Here is a 19,859-nt window from a genome sequence, read left to right as displayed (position 1 = left end):
TTAACTTCCTTTCGTGTCTATGGTACGTGTCCTACAGATAGCTTACGGCAATAGATGAAGTTTGTCCTACCTCGAAAGAAGTATTGGAGGGAGTGTTTGTACTTTCTTTACAGGAGGTGGAGGTCGCGAGCACGCACAACAGCCTGAGTACGATTGGTAGCGGTGAGTTTGGCAAGAATGTGCTTGACGTGCAGTTTAACGGTATGAATACTAATCACCAGCTGATCGGCAATCTGCTGATTAGAACGTCCGGTGGCAAGAAGGAGCAAAATTTCTTGCTCTCTCTCACTTAGCGGATCAATGAGTGAGCGTTGAGGCGCCTGCTGCGCTAAAAGAGGCTGTGCAGGTTGGATAGGAGGAAAGTTGGTGAGTAATGTTTGCAGGTAGCTCGCCGAAGCAGACGTGTAGGCTGCGACTTGAACCAGCAGATGAGACATCGGCTCACCTTCATCGAGAAAAAGGCGAATATACCCCTCAGCTTCGGCCAGATCCAGAGCTTGTCCCAATCTGGATAAGGCTTGCCTGGTTTTTCCCTGCACCTGTAGCGCCAGCGCAGTCAGCATCAGAAGTTCTATCAGCCAGCCGTTGTATTCCATCCTGGAGATGACCTGACGTAAATGTTCCAACAAGTTCAGCGCCTCTTTCACAGGTGCACTGGTCCTCTGAAGGCGTCCTTGAGCGATCAAAATACGTACGCGTGTCACATCGTCAAAATAGCTTCTACTCTCCAATGGCTTCTCATAAGTATGCCTCGTCCATGACTCACTCCAATGCAGAGCCTCTTCCATCTGACCACAGATCAGCGCCAGGCGCACCTGAAGTGTATTCATATACGCCTCTTCGGCAAAGTCATCGAGGATATAACTTCCACTATTCCTCACCACAAACTGGCTGATGTGCCCCAAAGAGAGCATCACATTGTGCAACTCAATCTTCGTGACCGCTAGCTTGCTCTCGCGTTGCTGCTTCTGAAGCAGTTGCATGGCAGCCTCGTGATGACCTTGTGCCAGAGCAATACGCGTCTGTATCCATAGATGCAGCCGGGGAAATACAACAAGTCCAACTTTTTGAGCCGTCTCCAGTGCCTGCTGCATAGCCAATGCAGCTTCAGGTAAGCGATTCCATTCATACAACAGCGTGGCGTAATTCATCTGGATGGCAGCCAGGGGGGCTGATGGAGACTCTCTACCCGATCCAAGCGCCTGAAAAATACGCTCATAGAGAGATCCGATCTTACGCAATTTTCCTTGCGCCTCATAGAATTCCGCCAGACTCCGCGCCACCACCATGTTCATGGGATGATAGGTTTCGGCAAGCTTTGGCACGCTGGCTTCGAGGAGCAGGCGTTCGGAAGTGATGAGATCTCCACTGAGGCGATAGGTAAGGCTCAGGAATATACTCCTCTGCAAGGAAATGATATGACTCAAAGAGGTCTCGCGCTCTGGCAAGGAACGCGAGACTTCCTGGAGCAGAGCAATAGTGCCAGAGAAGTCATGGCGCAAAAAGGTGGTAGCAGCATGCAGCAAGGTAAGTTCACTCCGCAGTTCCGCCCAATCTGCCATTGTAGCTTGAGGTTGCCTCTGAATATGCTGCTCCATCTCCTCGATAATTTCCTCGATACTTTCGAGCGAACGCCTGCGAATGATACTGATCCAGATCGACAGGATACAGAGTTGAGGAGATGTCGCAATTAACGCCGATGGAAGACGATCAAGCCATTGACTCAAGCGCGCTAACTTTCCTTGCTCGATCAAAAAAGGGAAAAGCTCCACAAGCAGTTCCATGGTAAGCGATTGATCTCCCGCCAGGAGAGCATACTCACAGGCTTCCTCAAGGTAGTGATGTTCTCGATACCAGATACTGGCACGATGATACAATTCAGGGATCAACGCCTGCTCTAGCGCCTCAAGATGCACATGCAACGCTTCAGAAAAGAGCGCATGATAGCTAAACCAGCTCCCTGTATCATCAAGAGCCTGCACGAATAGATTAGCACGTAGCAGTTCTTTGAGATGCGCCTCGCCTCCAGGCTGACCGGTCACAGCATCACACAGAGAGCCGCATAGACGCTCTAGAAAGCAGGTTCGCAATAAAAAACGCTGGATGTCTGGGGTCTGTTGCGTCAAGATCTCTTCACCGACATAATCGACCAGAAAGCGATGATTACCTCGGAAGGTGCGCAGGAATTCGAGTGGATCAGGTTGCAGGCGCAACGCGAGCATCAATAACTGGACCCCAGCAATCCAGCCCTGAGTACGCTGCTCCAGCAACTGGGTCGTCTCGGGCGAGAGAGCAAGTCCCATCGCGTGTCCAAACGCCTCCACCTCATCCACAGCGAAACGCAGTTCGGCGGAGCGCAGCTCGCTCAACTGGCCGGAGGCACGCAGACGAGCCAGCGGCAGCGTCGGCTCAATACGTGTCCCAAGCATCAAATGCAAGCGTGTCGGCAGGTGATCAAGCAGAAACTGGAGCATAGTATGGATCATGGGAGCGTCTAGCAGGTGATAATCATCTATAATCATCACCACATCCTGCTGGAGCCGGTCCGCAAGGCGATTCAGCACGCTGGTCAGGGCATATACATAATCATCTCTCTGTTCTAGAGCCTGGATAGATGTAGTAGGATCACTATCTCCATCGAAGCGGGCCAGAGCAGTTATCAGGTAAGAAAGAAAGCGCATCGGATCGTTATCGGCTGCTTCAAGCGAGATCCAGACCAGCGGACAGGTAGCTGTCACGGCCCACTCCGCCAATAGGGTAGTCTTACCTGATCCAGCAGGCGCACAGACCATCGTAAGGGCTCGCTGGACACTTTGCTCCAACAACGCAACGACACGCAGACGCGGAATATGTTGCGCGGAAAGGCGGGGAAGCTGAAATTTTGTGTTCAAGACGGGCGCAAGAGATCTTTCAGCCGCAGGAGTCGATGATACGGGATGCTTCTGTGCAAAATGATCAGATGCACGATGATTGGGCAACTCCAGTTGAGAAGCTGCCGCATACAAGCGCTCAAGGTTCAGGCGCGAGGAGACGCCCAGGTAAAAGCGATGCAGACGTCCATGCTGTTGACGATAAGCTCGCCAGTACCATCCACCTCGATGATTACTGGCTCGCTCTTTGTGCGCCGTAAACGTCCCATCAGCGCTCTGAAAAGTAAACGATGTCGCAGTATCTAACCACTGGAACCAGGCGGGAGAACTAATCTCGATCGACACCTCTTGTCCATCTTGTTGATACGTTAATTTATCATGGGAGACAGTACCAGTATGGGCAGATAACAACTCCATAGAGTAACTTTCTTTGCAACCAAAATCTTGTCAGCCAGAATAGTACCAGGGCTTCCCGAACAGCAGATCATATCCACAAAGCGCGCTCAAAAGAGCTGCAAGTGGATATCATTAAGGCTTCCCGAACAAGTTATGAGAGTTGATCCTTTCCCACTCTATCTAACACACTAGAAACGCTCAACGGCGACTGGTTCTCACCACAAACCAGCTGCGTAACACTTCGGCCACGCTCCAGGCCTGAGCGAAGCATCCACCGACCGCAAAGGGCGGCTCGGGCTCAGCAACCTCGCTGAGCGTGCCCAGACAGGCGGCCCAAAGTTGCTGTACAAAGGGCTCCAGGACAGGCAGCAGAGCATCAGGATCATTATGCACCTGCAAGTGCACGTCGACATAGGGTCCAATGAACCACGGCCAGACGGTCCCTTGATGATAGGCGGCATAGCGCTGCTGCTGATTCCCATTGAAATGATTCTGATAGGCAGGATCAGCAGGATCAAGCGAGCGTAAACCAGCAGGGGTTAACAAGCTGTGCGTGACTTTTTCCAACATGCTCGCCGTTTGCGACTCGGTCAAGAGGTCCCGCGTGAGCGAGGCCGCAAGCAGTTGATTGGGACGCAGCGACGTATCATGCTGTCCCGCCACGCCATTGCAGTCAATCACATCGTAGAGATAGCCTCCCTCTGGATACCAATAGCGAGCAGCAAAATTCTGCCGCACCTGACCCCGTAGATGACCATATAAGGCTGCATCGGTAGAGATGCGGACAGCCCAGGTCTCCATTGCCGCCAGGGCGTAATACCAGAGCGCATTGATCTCAACAGGCTTGCCACGGCGTGGCATGACCATCCAGGTGAGCGCCACATCGGGAGCCCCGACCTGCAATAAACCATCAGATGGGTCCATGCGGATGCCATAATCGGTCCCCGTGACATGCCATTGAATGATCTCGTACATGGTCGGAAAAAGCTCTTTGATCAGCGACCAATCGCCGCTTCTCAGCACATAATAATCAAGAGCGCGAAACATCCAGAGCGTAGCATCGGCCGTATTGTAGGCCGGGTCCTGGCCATGATCGGGAAAGCGATTGGGAATCAATCCATTATGGACAAAAGAAGCAAAAGCTTTGAGTAATCCCCTGGCTTCGCCATAGCGTCCCGTGCATATGAGCAGACCGGGCAACGAGATCATACAGTCACGGCCCCAGTCGGTGAACCAGGGATATCCGGCAACGATCGTTTTTCGATCCGGCGTGAGGCGTAATGGGTCGTGATCCTTGAGAATAGGTCTGGCTTTTTTATTATCAGAGGCGCCAGGTGTATATTGGGTATAATCCGGGCGAGCCACGATGAATTGATCGGCGGCCATTACCAGCCGGGCCTGCATCGGGTCGGACTCTGCCAGATTCGTGACGGAGCGATCAGCTTCCATCAAAATCTGCTGCACCCGACGTTGATGACTCATCAGTGCGTGCGAAATGATCTCTTCATGACGACGACCACCATAGCCCCATGAGCACGTCGTCTTGTTTTCAGCCGTCATGACAAGAGTCTTACGCGTTCCAGGTACCAGTGCCAGACGAAATACACCTGGCACATACAGATCCTCTTGCGCGGGCAGCTCCCGTTCATGATCACGGCGATGCCACATATGCCAGTGCCACACGCCAGTAGGGGTAAAGGTATCGGAACGGTCAGCGATCAAATGATAAGCAGGCGTGTCTTCAGAGGCACGAATACGACAACGATGTGGCTGGCTCTCGACCAGAAAATGCCAATCAGCCCTACCGTCCGTCACATCGTGATAATCACGCGAAAGGCAATAAGGAATAACCTCCAGAGTCAGAGACGTTGGTGATGGCGTCGTGACGTCTGGAGTGTCCTGACCCTCCAGATCGTCTAAAACGCCATGCACAACATATTGAATATAGGTGGTATTTTGTCCGTATTCCATCCAGATGCGTTTCTCTAGTGTCAAATTTGCGCTCAGGCGATAAAAAAAGCAAGGAATATCTCCATCGATAAAAAAAGTCTCAAAATATGAATATCCAGATGGATCGATAGTTCCATCTGCGTATTCATTGACGCCAAGAGCTACTCTTTGTCCATTGGGAAGATAGGCAACTTCGTCTACCTTGGTAACCAGTACAGTACGCTCAACAGGAGGATGCAGTGCCGCAACTAATAAACCATGATAGCGACGCGTGGCCGCACCAACGAGAGAACCTGCAGCATATCCTCCTAATCCATTTGTTACCAGCCATTCGTGATCGAGGCCAAATTGGACATCATGGCAAAGTTCAGGCCCAACCTGAAGATTCCAGGGAGTCGCTTGCGTATGCAGAGGTACTAATGCACCTTGTTTCAGGACCATAATTATATCCTCTTGCCATTATTGCTGTAGACGACATCTTGCCTATGGTACACGTTTCAATGCGCATGGCTGTTGCACAAACACGCCTAAAAAACGATGAAACTTCTTTCTCCGAAAGACTTAGTAGAATCAATAATAGCATATATTCAGATCTAACATCATCTTTCCGGATCAAGATCAGCAATTATTTTTGCAAGCTCTGCTTTATACGCGTGAGTGCCTCACTAATACGCTCCGCGGGTTCAGTCATAGAGATACGCATATACCCCTCGCCACCAGCCCCAAAATTGGTCCCAGGCGTCAGGAAGACCCCTGTTTGATCGAAGAGCCAGGTAGTAAAATCGCGTGATGAATAGCCTTCAGGCACATGTGCCCAGACATAGAGGCCAGCGCGTGTCTTTTGTGCCGTCAGGCCCAGAGCGTTGCAGCCCTCCACGAGCAGGTCACGGCGCTGCTGGTAGATAGCATTACGCTCAGCCAGCCAGGATGGGGGAAGTTGCAGCGCTTCAATGGCTGCGTACTGAATCGGACGAAAAATACCACTATCGATATTGCTCTTCAGGCGTCCGACCGCGTCAACGAGGGCAGGATTTCCTACCAGCATCCCGATACGAAAGCCAGCCATATTGTACGTTTTGCTGAGCGAATGGAGTTCAACAGCGACGTCACGAGCCCCGGGAATCTGGAAAATGCTCATGGGGCGAAACTCGTCAAAGTAGACTTCCGCATAGGCCATATCGTGAATAATCACGATATCGTTGCGGCGAGCAAATTCGACGGCCCGCTCAAAAAATTCCTGATCCGCCCAGGCTGCGGTGGGATTGTTGGGATAGTTCAGCCAGAGCAATTTTGCTCGCTTGAGGATATCGGCCGGGATATTTTCCAGGTCGGGGAGATAATGATTGGCTTCGGTGATGGGCAATAAATAGGCTTCAGCCCCGGTTGTCGTGGTCCCCGAGACATAGACGGGATAATAGGGATCTGGCACTAAGGCAATATCTCCCGCGTTGAGGACCGATGTCGCTACATAAGCCAATCCTTCTTTCGATCCCAGCAGCGGTAAAATATCTTGCTCAGGAGTCAACTGCACCCCAAAACGCTGCTCAAACCAGGCGGCGATCGCCTCATGTAGCGCTCGCATACCACGATATTCGGGATAGCGATGATTGGCTGTGTCTTGTAACGATGTACATAAGCGCTCGATCACGGCAGCGGGCGCTGGAAGGTCTGGATCTCCCATCGAGAGCGAGATCACATCGACACCAGCTGCCACGCGATCGGCGATCTTTTTCTGCGCATTCGCAAAGTGATACGGCGGTAAGCTATTAATGAGATTGGACAATTGCACGGGTAGAACTCCTCACATCTAACGGGACTATGGCAGCAAGGAGATAACATATACCTTGCTGCTCTCCCCTATGTTATACCATAGGTTCTGATTCAAACCAGTTCTTACCCATTTTCATTTCCACCTCAATTGGCACGTCCAATTGTGTCACATGCTCCATTTTATCTTTAATCAAGCGTTTCACGCGCTCAAGTTCTTCAACGGGAACCTCAAATACCAACTCATCGTGCACCTGGAGAATCATACGCGTCTTCAGGCGCTGCTCTTTTAAGGCATGATGTAACTGGATCATCGCAATCTTAATCAAGTCGGCGTTGGTTCCCTGAATCGGCATGTTGATAGCCTCACGCTCCAGCGCCTGCCGCTCGGTATGCGAGAGCGCTTGCATATCAGGAAAGAAACGCTTGCGCCCAAAGAGCGTGTTGACATAACTCTGCGTACGCGCCTGTTGCAAGGTACGATCGACATATCCTTTGACGGTCGGGAAGATCTCATGATAGCGCTTGATGAACTCAGCCGAGTCAGCATTGCTCATACCAGTCACCTGCGCCAGACCATAAGCGGACTGACCATAGAGTGTCGCGTAGACCACGGTCTTTGCCAGACGACGCTGATCTTTGGTCACCTCCTCAACCGGCACGGAGAAGAGCGTTGAAGCTGTAATGGTATGGATATCCTCATCGTTGTTGAAGGCCTCAACCAGACGTGGCTCGTGCGTAATATGAGCCAGGATACGTAGCTCAAACTGCGAGTAGTCGGCCGAGAGCAGAACATAGCTGGGATCGGCGATGAAAGCACGACGGATCTGACGACCCAGGTCTGTGCGCACAGGGATGTTTTGCAGGTTGGGATTGCTTGAGGAGAGGCGTCCACTCGAAGCAATCGTCTGATTAAAGGATGTATAGACCCTTCCTGTATTCCCATCCATCAGAGTCAGCAAGCCATCGACATAGGTCGACTTCAGTTTGCTCAGTTGTCGATATTCCAGCAAGTAATCAACGACTTCATGCTTGCCACGCAGTCCTTCAATCACATCTGCATTGACGGAAAAGCCCGTTTTCGTCTTTTTACCTGTCGGCAGATGCAGTTCCACAAACAGGACATCGGCCAGCTGCTTGGTGGAGTTGATGTTGAAGTGATGTCCAACAGCGGCATAGATCGTCTCTTCGAGAATGTGTAGTTGCGTCTCAAGAGACTGACCAAATTCGCGCAAGAAGAGAGCATCCAGAGCGACACCATAGAGCTCCATCTGCATCAGAACATGGATCAGTGGCAGCTCGATACGTTGATACATGTCCATCAAGCCGTGCTGACGCAGCTCAGCCTGGATCGGTTCGACCAATCGCAGAGTCATATCGGCATCGGCACCCGCATAGTCGGCGGCCTTGCGGATGGGGACTTGAGCCATCGAGATCGTCTTGCTTCCCGTACCGATCAATTCGCTAATCGAGGTCATGATAATCCCAAGCCGTTGAAAGGCCTGATCCTTTAAGCCAACGCCACGTCGTCCCGGCTCAGCCAGATAGGCTCCCAGCATAGTATCAAAAGCCAATCCTTTAACATCAACGCCATAGCGCAGCAGCAACGCCAGATCATACTTGGCATTGTGCATATACTTGAGGACATTTTCATCCTCCAGCACCAGCTTCAGCTGCTCCATCACATAGGCGCAGGGCAACTGTGTCGTCGACTCCAGGCCCTCAAGGGTCCGCTGATGACCAACAGGGATGTAGTATGCTTCACCCTCAGCCATCGATAAAGAGATGCCGACCAGTTCAGCACGACGCGCATCCTCCGAAGTGGTCTCAGTATCGATAGCAAAGCTTCCAGCATCGGTCAGGCTTTTAATCAGGACGCGCAGAGCCTCTTCAGTATCAACGACCATAGTATTCGTCTGCTTCACCTGCTCGTTATCAATAAACAGGCCATCACGCACGCCCGGAAGACTCGGCAAGTGCAGGGTATGGACAATCTCTTCGTGCGGCACTTCTACCTCGAAGAGACTCATTTGGGCTGGCTGGTCCTGAAGCGCTACGGCGCTTGTGCTCGACTCATGCGAGGCCCCGATGCGCTCCACGCTAGCGTTCTGAATAGACAATGGATCTCTGACATCCAGCGGAACGACGGTCTCCTCGCCTGGAGGAAGAGGGGGTTCAAGAATCGGGACAACACCGATTGGAGGCAAATAAAGAGGATTCTCTCCCAACGCCAGTTCAGGCGTGCCATCCTCGCCGCTTTCATCATCTGAGTCTGAAGCTGAGCTGGAACCGGCAGCATCCGAAACAGTAATACCTAATTGGCGAAAGAGCGATAAGGTACGCTCAATCAGTGTCCGAAACTCCAATTGGCGGAAGAGTGTGATCACTTGCTTACCATCAACATGCGTCATACGACAGGATTCCAGATCCAGCTCAATGGGAGCATCCAGCACAATAGTCGCCAGATACTTACTCTGACGTGCCTGCTCGTCAGCGGCGCTCAGGAGCTTCTGTTCCTTCGGCTTCAACGCATCGATATGCGCCAGAATGCCTTCTAGATCGCCGTATTCGTTGAGCAAACGACTCGCCGTCTTCTCACCGATACCGGGCACCCCCGGGATATTATCCGACTTATCACCGACCAGCCCTTTGAAGTCAGGCAATTTACGCGGCTCAAAACCGTAACGCACCTTAACTTCATGCTCATTATATTCGGTCACATCGCTGATGCCACGCTTCGCCACCTTCACCATCACATGATCATTCACCAGTTGAAGCGTATCCATATCGCCCGTGTAAATCACGGTATCGACCCCCTGCTGCGTCGCCTGCACAGAGAGCGTCCCAAGCATATCATCAGCCTCAAAACCGGCTTTTTCATAGATCTGAATCCCGAACGTCTGCACAACTTCACGAATACGCGCAAACTGAGGTCTCATAGTATCCGGCAGCGTCGGGCGCTGCGCCTTATAAGGGGCATAGGCAAGATGACGAAATGTTGGCGTGGGCAGATCAAAGGTGACTGCAACATAGTCGGATTTTTCTTCAAGCAACGCCTTCATCAACATTGACGTAAAGCCAAAGGTAGCATTGACCGGCTCGCCCGTGCTCGTTGAAAAGTCTTCTGGCACAGCATGGAAGGCACGATGAATAATGGCGTGTCCATCGATTAAAACCAGCTTTTTACGTTTCTGCTCTTTTGTCATGATTAATCCAATTTTCTCTCTACTACTCTTCAACGCGCCTAGATAGCATACAAACGATGGTCTTATTCTTTCTATTTCTTGATCGATACTTCGAATCTGGTAATGCGCTGGCTGTATTTTAGTATGTTTGGGTCGAGATGTATAGTATAGTTAATGTCCCTTCTCTCTGTCAAAGCAGCTAGATAGTTCGTTCTCTGATGAAATTCTAGTTAGAAGGACACGTCTTCAGTACATCCTGAAGACGTATAGTATGGAGGGACTTGTATAATCAGAATGGCACCAGTATCACTGATGACGATGTTTCTACTATGTATCAGCCACTTAGAGGAGTTGACATGATTGCAGATGATAAACGTGAAGAATTACTAACGGTTCGTGAAGTAGCTCGCCGCTTGCGCGTCGATGATACAACGGTACGTCGCTGGATTAAAAGCGATGCACTTGAAGCAATCGCTCTACCGCATCGAGGCAAACGCCAGGCCTATCGTATCAAACGCTCCACCCTGGAGAGTTTGCTGGAGGGGGCAATCCCAACCAACTAAACACACCCCCAACATCATCATTCAATTGCACGGATACCCCTATCTTGAAGCTTGGGAAGGAGTGCGCCTCCATTTCCTTCCTTGGATGGGAACGTCCCTTGCGGGAGAGCCGTTTTGTGACGGAACGGCTCCAAACCCCTCTCTATCATCTGACTGATTACGCCTGACACGTCTCGTCATAAAACACTAGGACACATCCATATACTAAAAAGGAGAGGCAGGTCTTCTACCGTAGACGCATAGCAAAATTAGAATACATGGAGAGGCCCGATATGAAAATAGCTATCATGGGTGGAGCAGGTTTCATTGGAAGCCATCTAACGCATGCCTATCTGGACGCGGGACACGACATCTTTGTGATAGACAGCCTGACATCAGGATTACAGCAAGTTGTCGATCCGCGAGCACGCTTCTATCAAGTGGATATCCGTGACAAGAGACTTCTGGATATCCTCCAGGGAGAGCGCCCAGATATGGTCATCCACCATGCAACTCAACAGCACGAAACAGGAACGGGTGCACACACCCTGGCGGACGCTGATGTCCACGTGAGAGGTTTAATTAACGTTTTAGATAGCTGTGTCAACGCCTCAGTGAAAAGATTTATCTTTGCCTCAGGCGGAAATAATTTATACGGGCGCGTCGACGCTGAACAGCTCCCGCTGACAGAAGCCACGCCCCTCCATCCACGTACCGCCCAGGATATCAGCAAGGCTGCAGGAGAATGGTACGTGCGTTACTACAGCCAACAATACGGACTCAAGCACACAATCATGCGCTATGCAGATATTTATGGAGAAGACGAACGACTGCCATTTCATCATCCAGTCAGCTATTTTATACGCATGCTGCGCGAAAAACAACGTCCCGTCATTCGAGGCACTGGCAACGAAGTCAAAGATCATATTTTTATCGACGACGTCATCCAGGCTCATCTACGCCTGCAAAAAGCGCTGCCCCGCGCCGAAAACCGAACCTTTCATATTAGTTCAGGGCTGGGATATTCACTGAAGCAATTATATAACGTTGCGGCACTCGTCCAGGATAGTCATCTGGAACCTTTATATATTGCGGGATCACATCTGGTGAGCTCGGCCATCATTCTGGATAACACACAGGCTTGTCTGGCTCTCGATTGGCAACCGCAGATATCCCTCTCCGAAGGTATCCGCCTGGCCACACGACGCATCCTACTGCCAGAACAGCAAGCACAAAAAATCCCGCAGCTTGTCACCAACACACCCTTTACACCCTATCCCAGCATGACAACAGAGAACGCACTCACGCACGCCTGATACTTGACCATGAAACATGATCGAACAACGCCATTCGCTCCCGGCGCCAACGCTCACCGACGTAGCGGCGCGGCTCCGCCGTGCTGTCTGTGACTCGTACGAAGCGGTTCGCGGGCGTCTCTCGGGGAAGGCCGTCTCAATGGAGCATCATGGGGAACGTTGTCGTGCGGGATGTGACAGCACGGCGGAGCCGCGCCGCTACGTTGGCTGGCTCACCGTCTTCAAATGGTCATTGACAAAAATGGTGGTGGCGACATATCCTGGCATATAAGCAGACACAAGCAGGGCAGATCGAATGTATTGTCGATCTGCCCTGCTTGTGTGATCAAGTCTGGTGATTATTGTTGGAGGCCGCTGACCACACGGGCATACTTCTCGGCCAGAGCCTGGGCCTGCTCGTTAGAGACAGACTCGGCAAAGATATGGAAGAAGGGGCTATCCGCATCGGGGAGAATCAGCACCCACTCTTTGCCAAGGTCAATCTTAATGCCATCGATCGGCTTAGAACGGCGCTCACGATATTGCTCGCTGAGAATACGCATCACCTTGCCCTTGCTCTCCCAGGGACAGGCGACACTGGCGCTGCTCATATAGTAAGCGGGAAGATCATCGACGACCTCGGAGAGACGCATATTGAAGACGGCCAGTAACTCCAGCAGTTTGGCGATGGCCAGCAGGCCATCAAAGGCTGGATGCAGCTCTGGGAAGGCAAATTGTCCACTACCATCCCCGACCAATACAACGCCCTCACGTCCAGCCGCAGTCATCAAGGCATGAGGCAAAACTTTGGTCTGCTGCACAAAACCGTCATAGCGTTTCGCAATATGCTGGATGGCGCTTGGTGCAGTCACAGGAGCCGCCACAGTGCCACCACGATGACGACGTAAGAATAAGCTCGACATCGCCGCAAGCAGTTTCATGCCATCCAGAATGCGTCCGCGATCGTCAATGACAGAGATGCGCTCGCCACTGGGATCAATACGAATACCCATATCAGTATTCAAGGCCGAGCTAATCGTAGCCAGACGCTGCATATCTTTGTTCAACTCGTCGGGGGTACGAGCCGTTGTGGCCTCTTCAGCACCCGAGTTCAACACAATGACTTCGCAGCCCAGATCTGCCAGGATACTTGACAACATATCAATCGTGCTACCATGAGCGTAGTCCACAACCAGCTGAAATTTTCGCTTGCGGACAACTCCAAAGTCCACGACACGGTTAAAGCCCTCAAGATAATGGCCGACCACATCGGTATTGCTTAACACGTCGATCGCGCCGATCTCATCCAGATACACCCGGCGATAATCCTCGCGGAAATAGAGATTTTCGATCTTGCGCTCAGTGGTTTTATTGATATCGAGACCATTTTGATCAAAAATCTTGATCTCCACCACACGCCTATCGACGGGAGACATACTGACATGAACACCACCGCCCGACTCAGTTGTGCGTATGTAGTAGCGAGCTACCGGTAAAGGCACTTGATTGATATCATGTACATCGATGCCAGCAGAGGGGAGTCCGGCGTTGATACCGCGCTTAATCATCCTGGAGGTGCGATGAGCATCGCGATTCAGGCAGACAATCGAGCCCTTGGACAAAATGCCTCCATAGGCGGCACCCAGTTTGGTGGCAAACTCCGGCGTTAAATCGACATTCACCAACCCGGTAACACCATAGCGGCTAAAGAGACTACGGCGTCCCTGCGAGCCCCAGATAATACTGGTGTTCACGACGGCACCGGCTTCAACCTCTTTATCAGGCCAGATTTTCACGTTGGGCTGGATAATAGCGCCATCCTGAATAATCGAGTTATCGCCGATCACCGAACCTTCAAACATCACGGCCTTACTCTTGATGTTTGTCGAGGAGCCAACAATGGCACCCCGTAGCTCGGCTCGATCACCGATATAGGAGTTGCTCCAGACGATACTGCGATCCACCTGGGCACGCTCGTCGACAATCGAATAGCTGCCAATCATGCTTGGCCCATGGACAATCGCACCCGCTCGAACCTTGCAATCTCGTCCCAGATAGACCGGACCATAGATTTGAGCATCTTCGTCAATTTCGACGCCCTCTTCGCACCAGATATTGTTTCCGATATGTCTGGCCGGAATGTCAAGATTGACATGGCGTTGCAACATATCAGCATTGGCACGCATATACTCGCTCAGGCTGCCAACATCGCACCAATAACCATCGGTCGCGACGTAGCCATAGATAGGATCGCCTTGCTTGAGCATTTGCGGAAAGAGTTCCTGACTAAAATCAAAATTTTTGTTTTTCTCGAAGTAACTAAAAATTTTGGGATCAAGCATATAAATGCCGGTATTGATCGTATCGCTAAACACTTCTCCCCAGCTAGGCTTCTCCAGAAATTGCGTGATATGGCCCTCTTCATTGGTAATAATCACACCGTATTCAAGAGGGTTGGGCACGTGCGCCAGCAAAAGGGTCGCCAGTGATTTTTTCTCATTATGGTAATTAATTAATTTGGTCAAGTCATAATCAGTTAAAGCATCGCCGCTAATCACGAGGAAAGGCTCGGTCAACTGCTCTTCAGCATTCTTGACGCTCCCCGCCGTACCCAGTGGCACATCTTCACGCGAATAGGTAATGCGCATCCCTAACTGAGAACCATTCCCAAAATAGTCTTCAATGTTGCTCGCCAGATACTGAACCGTAACGACGACCTCGGTAATTCCATGACGCTTCAACAGGTTGAGGATATGTTCCATCACAGGTTTCCCAACGATCGGAACCATCGGTTTTGGACGTCGAATCGTCAATGGTCGTAGCCTCGATCCTTCCCCTCCGGCCATAACAACCGCTTTCATAGAGGCCTCCCTTGTGTCCAAGTAACCTGCATAGTTACTCGAAGTGCTATAGGAAAAACAAGGACGGCGTAGCAATGCCACGCCGTCCTATCTGCTCCGCTTACTTTCATTGTACAACATCCATAAAGAGCGTCGCAAGACCGTTTTCGCACGATCGCGAGGGGATTACCATTCGCTAAAACGCCCATGTTCTACCATCCAGCGTACAAAACGATGATAATTTGTCTCTTCTGTTGCCTTCCGCTCTTCATATTGCTGCTGCATCTGAATCAGCCTTTGAGCTTCCTCTACGCTAAAACCCTCGTCCAGGAGGGCATCGACGAGCAGATCTATATATTGCTGCATAATTAAAGTCCTCCTTCCTGTCTTCTTACCGCGACACATGCACCAACCGACCCCTGAGGAAAACGTCGAACTCTCTTTCGCACACAATGTTCGACGCGCCAGGTCGACAGCACTGGTATGGACACCATCAACGCTGTCCCCCTGCTTTGGGAGACGACCAATCCGTCACAAATTACGGGCGGATAAGCATGCATTAGCTGGGTCGATTGAAGTGACAAGACGATACTCTTTCCAGAGACCATGGGCGGTACAGAAAACTAGATACGTCGCTATAGTCAGTGAGAAACAGTTAGATCATCTGTATACGAAGGTCAAATGCTCTTACTCATTTAGAAGCACGCGACCAACTGCTGGCTAGATCCAAACAGCTTTGTTTGTGTACACGCAAGCGATCCAATCGCAGCTGCACACCTGCCACTGAGGGGGGGAGGTCCCGATCAATGTGTCAACAGTACGCCGTGCATGAACAGGAGCATACGCTATGTAACCCCGAGCACCATAGGCAATCACTTACTGCTCTCTTACGGGTTACTTACACTAGTATAGCACATAGGTGCTTCCCCATGCTACATCAGCAGCAAAAGGTACGCATCGGCTCTAGCAGTGATTTTAGCACAACAATTCGGCAAGCAGGCAGTGATATATCTTCACACAATCTTCACAGGCAATTTTGCGCGCTCAATCCTCATCAGAAGCCAGTTGTCCTCGCAAATACCGACCATGCCTGCAATGAGTTTTAAGAGTAATCTTGACAAACGCTAAAAGCTGATGGTACACTATCGACATCGAAAGGAGGTGGTGTGTAATGAGTGAACCTAGTCGCTGCACAGGCAGCGGTGTTGAATCCCACACCTTCCAGTTGAGAGGGGTTAGGCGTTAAGTCGCCTGCTCTAAACACCTGGCTCTAGAGCTTGGTGAGGGCTTATTAAGAACACACTGGTGGGTAGTGCATTTTACCTGCCTGTGCAGCACCCCCAGAGCATTGGCGAGAACAACTTTTGCCCTTGCTCTGGGATTTTTGTAGATCCCTGTATCTCATCCGATAATTCACTTTTCTCATGTTGCAAGCATGCACCAGTTGTCTTTTCACAGACAGCACCTCTCGCGGAGAGCATAGTTCTGCGAACTATTTCTCAAGGCATTACCTATCACGGTTCAGGTAGCCCTGAATGATGCATTCAGATCACCTATGCGCATGCTGTACTTCCGAAAACACTGTTCACAGGCTCGTCAAGTACCCCACGTCTGAACGACGGGGGCTTGCAGATGGAGTAAAGAAAAAACACGTTAGATTGATAAATAGATAGTGGTAGAGCTTGAACGAGATTGAGATTCCGCCACCCAGAAAACTCGTTGTTGATCAGATATATCGTCTGCTGGATACCGAAAAAGTAGGGAATGGCAATCATATTGTATACGTCTCTTCAGTCGATTCAACCAACTCTTTAGCGATGAAACTGGCCCGCGAGGGGTCAGAAGAAGGGGTGGTTGTGCTTGCTGATAGTCAGACGGCCGGTCGCGGAAGACAAGGAAGGCAATGGGTGGATGTGCAGGGGTGGAATGTGTTGGCTTCGACTGTACTCCGTCCGTTCTTTCCACCATATCAACTTGTGATGATCGCCTCTCTGGCTGTCGTCGACGCGATTACTTCTACCTGTGGGGTGACGGCAACGATTAAATGGCCCAATGATGTTCTGATTGGTGAGCGTAAAGTTGCTGGTATCCTGATTGAAACCAGTAAGGATCATGCAGGCCAATTTGTGGCTATTATGGGCATCGGCGTGAATGTGAACGGGAGCATGACTCAATACGCCCCCGTCAAGGCAGAACTACAGACCGAGCAAGGGCTCGTTACGACAGCCATCACACTTGAAGAAGCAAGTGGTCATGTAGTGAGTCGCGAAGCGTTCATCGCAAGTTTGCTATACCAGATCGAAACACGCTATTTGGCATTGCAGCAAGAGGCGCAAGAGACCACAACGTATCATGTTGGACCTATTTCTCGCTTGATACGAGAAGAATGGCGTCACCATCTTTCGACACTCGGACGTACCGTCCAAGTGCGACAGGGATCAAAGCTACTCAGCGGCGTGGCTGAGGATGTGAATGATCAAGGAGAGCTGTTACTCCGCCATCATTCTGGGGAATGTACGGTTATTACCTGGGGAGATGTCGCGCTGATCGGATAAAAGCGCTATTCAGACAGTCTCCCAAAATCATCAAGAGATGTACTAGATAATGTGGAGGGACGCCCTCCTTCAGACAATGAGAGGAACGCATATATGGAATCACAAGGAATATTCCTCACCAATGATGGTTTACAGCGTGCAGCCAATCAGCTCGACTTTTTATGCACAGTCAAACGTGCCGAAATTGCCCAATATCTGCATGACGCCAAAGAATCAGGCGATGTCATCGATAACGCAGCCTATGAAGAGGCTAAGGTCCAACACGCACAACTCGAGAGGCGCATTCATGAGCTTGAGCATATGCTCGCCAGCGCCCAGCTCATCGACGATGTCCACAGCGAGATCGTCTCTCTCGGCTCTCTGGTCCACCTTGAGACAAGCAACGGACGCCAGTATCATTATAAATTAGTGGGAGCCTTCGAGGCTGATCCCAGTTCCGGGCGTATTTCGAATGAGTCTCCGGTCGGCAGAGCACTCCTCGGACACAAAGCAGGCGAACTCGTCATTGTCTCCACTCCCGGAGGCGTCAAAGAATATACCATCACCTCCATCGAATAACACCTGCCCTCCACAAAAGTCCCGCCACTGATCCAGGTCAGCTTGTGGGCAGACAAAGCAGACATACGGGCAAGAGAGCTACCGCACGGTAGCTCTCTTGCTCACCACATAGAACACAAGCTCCCCTCGTGTATCGCGCCACAAAACATGCTATAATAAACCACAGATATGCCAGGAGCATAGAAAGAAAAGATGCATGTTTAGATAGCAAGAAAGTTAAATTCATCATGGTAGAAGAACGGGATGTACGTCTGCACCATCTCCAGTCGATTCGCGACCTCGGCTTGAACCCTTATCCTCAGGCAGTCAAACGCACACACACGATTGAACATATTCTCGCACACTTTGATGAATTTGCCGGACCCGAGGGCTCTTATACACTGGTGGGACGTATCCGCCTGCTACGCGATATGGGCAAGGCTACCTTCGCTCAGATAGAGGATGGGACAGCCAGAATTCAAGTCTATCTACGCCTGAACGATGTGGGAGCGGATGCCTATCAACTCCTCAAGCTGCTCGATATCGGAGACTTTATCCAGGTCCACGGCTTCTTGTTCCGTACCCGCACCGATGAGCGCACACTCCATGTCCAGAACCTGACCGTGCTGTCAAAAGGACTCCGTCCTCTGCCCGATAAATATCATGGGCTGGAAGATCGCGATACACGCCAGCGTAAGCGCTATCTTGATCTGATCGCCAACGGCGACGAGATCAAGCAGATATTCGTGACGCGGAGCCGCATGATCACAGCGATGCGCCAGTTCCTGGACAGGCACGACTTTATCGAAGTCGAGACGCCGATACTCCAACCGCTCTATGGAGGTGCCAACGCTCGCCCCTTCACCACCCATCACAATACACTGGACCGCGACCTCTTCTTGCGCATCGCCATCGAGCTGTATCACAAGCGCCTGATCGTCGGAGGCTTCGAGCGCGTTTACGAGATCGGACGCAACTTCCGCAACGAAGGCATCGATCGCAGTCACAATCCAGAGTTCACCATGATCGAGTTCTATATGGCATACGCGGACTACAATGATACGATGCATCTCGTCGAGCAGATGATCGCGGCTATTGCCCTACAAATCAAAGGGACAACTCAGATTATCTATCAAGGCCGGGAGATCGATCTAACACCTCCCTGGAAACGCCTCCCGCTCCTGGATACCATCGCCGAATACACAGGCATCGACGTGCGCAGATTTCCTGATCGCGACAGTCTGGCCGCAGCCATGCGTGAAAAACACTTCGAGGCTGATCCCAAAGCCGGCCACGGACGCTTGATCGACGATCTTAAAAGCGAGATGTTCCGCTTAAATATCCCCGAACTTCAGCAGGCCATCTTTCTCCTGGATTATCCAGAGGACGTCTCACCGCTCACCAAGGAGCATCGCACACAGCCAGGCATGGTTGAACGCTTCCAACCCTTTATCGGTGGCCTGGAGTGCGGCAATGCGTACACCGAATTAAATGATCCCATCGTGCAACGCATGCGCTTCGCGGATCAAGCTCGGCAGCGTGCACACGGCGATGATGAGGCGCAACTCCTCGACGAAGATTTCCTTGAGGCGCTTGAGGTCGGCATGCCTCCCACCAGCGGAGTCGGGCTCGGAATCGATCGCATCGCAATGCTCATGACTAATCAGGAGTCGATTCGCGACGTTATCCTCTTCCCCACCATGCGCAAAACAGCCGAAGAACAGGCTCGCGAAGAACAATAACATATAATCATGCAGTAAATGTAGCACCAGAATTTGACGTCTTAACGTGGAGAGATTTCCTCCAAAAAACACATGAGATATCCTTCGCTCAAGGCGCAAATGCTCGCCGACGTAGCGCCGTGGTCTTGTGCCCGGCGGCCAGTTCACGTACGAAAACATTCCTTATCGTGTTGCAGCATT

Annotated in this window: 12 protein-coding genes; 6 read left to right on the top strand and 6 right to left on the bottom strand. The window is 51.2% G+C overall.

Annotated elements, in window-relative coordinates; all coding sequences use genetic code 11:
• Positions 1 to 107: 107 nt before the first annotated feature.
• The 4 genes from AC27N8_RS29405 to polA form a co-directional block, all read right to left on the bottom strand.
• Positions 108 to 3,287 carry a winged helix-turn-helix domain-containing protein gene (locus tag AC27N8_RS29405; protein ID WP_487072175.1) on the bottom strand — a complete coding sequence of 1,060 codons (3,180 nt, stop codon included), beginning with the start codon at positions 3,285 to 3,287 and terminating at the stop codon, positions 108 to 110.
• Between the two features lie 177 nt (positions 3,288 to 3,464).
• Positions 3,465 to 5,657: an amylo-alpha-1,6-glucosidase gene (locus tag AC27N8_RS29400; protein WP_487072173.1), complete on the bottom strand. Its 2,193-nt coding sequence runs from the start codon at positions 5,655 to 5,657 to the stop codon at positions 3,465 to 3,467.
• 184 nt (positions 5,658 to 5,841) lie between these two features.
• Positions 5,842 to 7,005: an LL-diaminopimelate aminotransferase gene (locus tag AC27N8_RS29395; RefSeq protein ID WP_487072171.1), complete on the bottom strand. Its 1,164-nt coding sequence runs from the start codon at positions 7,003 to 7,005 to the stop codon at positions 5,842 to 5,844.
• Between the two features lie 73 nt (positions 7,006 to 7,078).
• Complete coding sequence (gene polA, locus AC27N8_RS29390) at positions 7,079 to 10,189, bottom strand: DNA polymerase I (RefSeq protein ID WP_487072169.1); 3,111 nt, start codon at positions 10,187 to 10,189, stop codon at positions 7,079 to 7,081.
• 335 nt (positions 10,190 to 10,524) lie between these two features.
• On the opposite strand from polA, the gene AC27N8_RS29385 reads away from it, so the two are divergent.
• The 3 genes from AC27N8_RS29385 to AC27N8_RS29375 all read left to right on the top strand — a co-directional run bounded on the left by AC27N8_RS29385 (position 10,525) and on the right by AC27N8_RS29375 (position 12,297).
• Positions 10,525 to 10,731: a helix-turn-helix domain-containing protein gene (locus AC27N8_RS29385; protein ID WP_487072167.1), complete on the top strand. Its 207-nt coding sequence runs from the start codon at positions 10,525 to 10,527 to the stop codon at positions 10,729 to 10,731.
• 272 nt (positions 10,732 to 11,003) lie between these two features.
• Positions 11,004 to 12,026 (top strand): NAD-dependent epimerase/dehydratase family protein, encoded by a 1,023-nt coding sequence (locus AC27N8_RS29380; RefSeq protein ID WP_487072165.1) that lies wholly within the window; start codon positions 11,004 to 11,006, stop codon positions 12,024 to 12,026.
• Between the two features lie 16 nt (positions 12,027 to 12,042).
• Positions 12,043 to 12,297 (top strand): hypothetical protein, encoded by a 255-nt coding sequence (locus AC27N8_RS29375; RefSeq protein ID WP_487072163.1) that lies wholly within the window; start codon positions 12,043 to 12,045, stop codon positions 12,295 to 12,297.
• 67 nt (positions 12,298 to 12,364) lie between these two features.
• Here AC27N8_RS29375 and AC27N8_RS29370 read toward each other — a convergent pair whose 3' ends face one another.
• Positions 12,365 to 14,866: a sugar phosphate nucleotidyltransferase gene (locus AC27N8_RS29370; RefSeq protein WP_487072161.1), complete on the bottom strand. Its 2,502-nt coding sequence runs from the start codon at positions 14,864 to 14,866 to the stop codon at positions 12,365 to 12,367.
• Positions 14,867 to 15,031: 165 nt separating this feature from the next.
• Positions 15,032 to 15,211 carry a hypothetical protein gene (locus AC27N8_RS29365; protein WP_487072159.1) on the bottom strand — a complete coding sequence of 60 codons (180 nt, stop codon included), beginning with the start codon at positions 15,209 to 15,211 and terminating at the stop codon, positions 15,032 to 15,034.
• Between the two features lie 1,316 nt (positions 15,212 to 16,527).
• Here AC27N8_RS29365 and AC27N8_RS29360 point away from each other — a divergent pair.
• From AC27N8_RS29360 to lysS, 3 genes are all read left to right on the top strand, one after another.
• Positions 16,528 to 17,400 carry a biotin--[acetyl-CoA-carboxylase] ligase gene (locus AC27N8_RS29360; RefSeq protein ID WP_487072157.1) on the top strand — a complete coding sequence of 291 codons (873 nt, stop codon included), beginning with the start codon at positions 16,528 to 16,530 and terminating at the stop codon, positions 17,398 to 17,400.
• A 93-nt stretch (positions 17,401 to 17,493) separates the two neighbouring features.
• Complete coding sequence (locus AC27N8_RS29355) at positions 17,494 to 17,958, top strand: GreA/GreB family elongation factor (RefSeq protein ID WP_487072154.1); 465 nt, start codon at positions 17,494 to 17,496, stop codon at positions 17,956 to 17,958.
• A 227-nt stretch (positions 17,959 to 18,185) separates the two neighbouring features.
• The gene (gene lysS / locus AC27N8_RS29350) at positions 18,186 to 19,679 is read left to right on the top strand and encodes a lysine--tRNA ligase (protein ID WP_487072152.1); all 1,494 of its coding nucleotides are present in this window, start codon (positions 18,186 to 18,188) and stop codon (positions 19,677 to 19,679) included.
• Positions 19,680 to 19,859: the final 180 nt, after the last annotated feature.

The organism is Dictyobacter sp. Z7_2, assembly GCF_057551105.1.
The sequence above is the reverse complement of the archived record's forward strand: the minus strand, read 5'-3'. Positions and strand labels throughout refer to the sequence as shown.